Here is a 3,039-nt window from a genome sequence, read left to right as displayed (position 1 = left end):
TCGCCACCCAATGGGCGATCGTGGTCAGCAGCGCGATCGCCTGGCCAGCGATCCACCAGGCAGGGGCTCCCAGTCCGCCGATATCGAGCAGGAGTGCTCCCAGCACAGCGGGCATGATTACAAACGTTGTCAAAGGAATAGCGGCGACATTGGCGAGTGCGCCGTAGAAACCGGCACGGTGAAAATGGAACAAGCCGATCGGCATCAGCGCCAGCTCGATGACAACGCCGGTCAACAGCACCATCGCGCCATGACGCAGTATCCGGACGTACCATGGCTCTTCCCGCACGCTCAAGAACACACGGATTGGTCTAGCGCCCGACAGGGCCACGATTGCCAGGACAGCCGCAAAACTCATCTGGAAGCTGGGCCCGATCAGGGCTTCGGGCCACAGGAGCAAAACCAGAAATGCTGCGATCGCCAGCATCCGCAGCGACAATGCCTCACGCCCCAACGCCAAGGCGGCAAGAACAAGAAGCGATCCGATGCAAGACCGAACTGTAGGGACCTGTGCCCCGCTCAGCAGCGTGTAGGCCACGCCCGCCAACGCTCCGGATGCCGCCGCCAGTACCGGCAGCCGGGTACGCAAGGCGAGCCAGGGCCACAGCGCAAACAGTCGCAGCGCCAGCAGGTACACCGCCCCCACCACCGCGCTGACGTGAAGGCCGCTGATCGAAAGCAGATGCGCCAGGCCGGAATCACGCATCACCTCGGTATCGCTTTGGGCGATTCCGCCCATGTCTCCCGTCACCAGTGCCGCGGCGATCCCGGCATGTTCTGGGGCGAGGCGCTCGCGGACGTGGGCGTTCAACCGCCGCTGAGTGTCGTTGAGCCAAGATCCGGTATCGCCGCGCTTAACCCTTCGTGGCGCATCGAGCGCCGAACCAGTCGCGGAAAGGCCACCGAACCAAGCCGCCCGGGCAAAGTTGTAATCGCCGGGCAGCAGCGGGGGTGCTGGTGGAACGAGACGTGCCCGCACCTCTACCCAGTCCCCCGCGCGCAGGGCTTCGGGCGGGGCCTTGTCCTGGGGGACGTTCAACCGCACACGTATCGCAGCTGCGGTACTTGGATCTCGGGTGGCGATAATTACGCGACTGCGCGCATTTGCGGGTTGCGGCTCCACCGACAGGACTTTCCCGGTCAACTCCGCGACAAACGGCCGCGTGATTGGCCGGGCGCCGACCAGTTCGGACCGGGTCCATACGGAGAGGCACCCCGCGCTCAGGGCCAGGGGCAACACGATCACCGCCATTCTCAGCAACGGATAGCGCCCGTCTGCCGCCATGATCGCGCCCGCCAACGACGCAGTGCCCAGGCCTCCGGCAACAAGCGCGAGCCATTGTGACGGGCCGGGAAGAGCGAACCACGCGGCGATGCCCGCTCCAAAGGCCACGACCACCCACGGCATCCGATCGAAACCGGCGGAGGCAAGAAAACGCTCAAGCCATACCAAGCCCCTCGACAAGCGCCGCGCGCTGTTCCATGGCCAATGTTGCACTGCAGCGCCTTTTAGGGCGCGCTGGGACAGGATTTTGAAACGCGTGGCTCTCGTCGCCATGTGGGCCTTGGACAGGAAGGATCGGACGATGGCAAGCGGCAGCGTAGCGGCACCGACGCAGGACGGGGTGAAAAGCCCGCGGCCCGTCGTCACGCGCTTCGCGCCCTCTCCCACCGGCTACCTGCACATCGGGGGCGCGCGGACTGCGCTTTTCAACTGGCTCTATGCCCGCCATCATGGCGGCACATACCTGCTACGCATCGAAGACACCGACCGGGCGCGCTCCACCGAGCCTGCGATCGACGCTATTTTCGATGGCCTGCGCTGGTTGGGCCTCGAAGGCGACGAGCCGGCGACGTTCCAGTTCGCCCGGTCGGATCGTCATGCGGAGGTGGCGCATAAGCTGATCGCAGCAGGTCAGGCCTATCGCTGCTACATGACGCAGGACGAACTCGCCGCGCATAGGGCAAAGGCGCAGGAAGAGCGTCGGCCGTTCCGGCTGAACAGTCCGTGGCGCGATGCCGCTGCGGCCGATGAGCCGATCGATGCACCTTACGTCATCAGGATCAAGGCTCCGCGCGACGGAGAAACGATGATCGAAGATCTCGTACAAGGCTCCGTGACCGTACGGAACGAAGAGATCGATGACTTCGTTCTGTTGCGATCGAATGGTACGCCGACGTACATGCTTGCCGTCGTGGTTGACGATCAGGATATGGGCGTCACGCACGTGATCCGCGGAGACGATCATATGAACAACGCCTTCCGCCAGCTTGCGATCATCGATGCGATGGCATCGATCGAAGGCTGGCAGCGGCCGACCTACGGCCATGTGCCGCTGATCCATGGGTCGGATGGCGCGAAACTGTCAAAGCGTCATGGTGCGCTTGGCGTCGATTCCTATCGCGACGATCTGGGCATTTTGCCCGAAGCTCTGTTTAACTATTTGCTTCGCCTCGGATGGGGCCATGGCGATGACGAGATCATATCACGCGATCAGGCCGTCGCGTGGTTCGATATGGCAGATGTTGGCAAATCGCCGTCCCGCTTTGATCTGGCGAAGTTGCAGAACCTGAACGGCCATTATCTGCGCGAGGCAGACGATGCCCGTCTAGCGGAACTCGTGGCTTCGCAGATGGAGGGCGCAGATCGTGCGCTTCTGACGCAGGCGATGCCGGTCCTCAAAGTGCGTGCCAAGGACGTCAAAGAACTGGCTGAAAGTGCTGCGTTTTTGTTTTCGCAACGCCCGCTGGAACTGACGGAGAAGGCGGCTGCCCTGCTGACGGATGAGGCTCGCGATCGTCTCGCCGCGATCCACATGCGACTATCGGATGAGGCGGATTGGTCTGCCGAGCTCTTGGAAGCCGCCTTGAAGGCGATGGCCGAGGAACTGGGTCTCGGCCTTGGCAAGCTGGCGCAGCCCTTGCGCGCGGCCTTGACCGGCCAGACGACATCCCCAGGAATTTTCGACGTTTTGGTTCTGCTCGGTCGGGACGAGAGTCTGGCGCGGATTGCCGCGCAAGCTACCGCCCCGGCAGGGT

At 63.4% G+C, this 3,039-nt stretch carries 2 protein-coding genes; one reads left to right on the top strand and one right to left on the bottom strand.

Going from position 1 to position 3,039, the window contains the following annotated elements:
• On the bottom strand, positions 1-1,498 hold a 1,498-nt coding region (locus tag ACHWRX_RS16175), incomplete at its 3' end, for a ComEC/Rec2 family competence protein (RefSeq protein ID WP_394659968.1).
• Positions 1,499-1,586: 88 nt separating this feature from the next.
• On the opposite strand from ACHWRX_RS16175, the gene gltX reads away from it, so the two are divergent.
• On the top strand, positions 1,587-3,039 hold a 1,453-nt coding region (gene gltX / locus ACHWRX_RS16170; RefSeq protein WP_394659967.1), incomplete at its 3' end, for a glutamate--tRNA ligase.

This window comes from uncultured Novosphingobium sp., assembly GCF_964277725.1.
In the GTDB taxonomy this organism is placed as follows: Bacteria; Pseudomonadota; Alphaproteobacteria; order Sphingomonadales; family Sphingomonadaceae; genus Novosphingobium; species Novosphingobium fluoreni.
The sequence above is the reverse complement of the archived record's forward strand: the minus strand, read 5'-3'. Positions and strand labels throughout refer to the sequence as shown.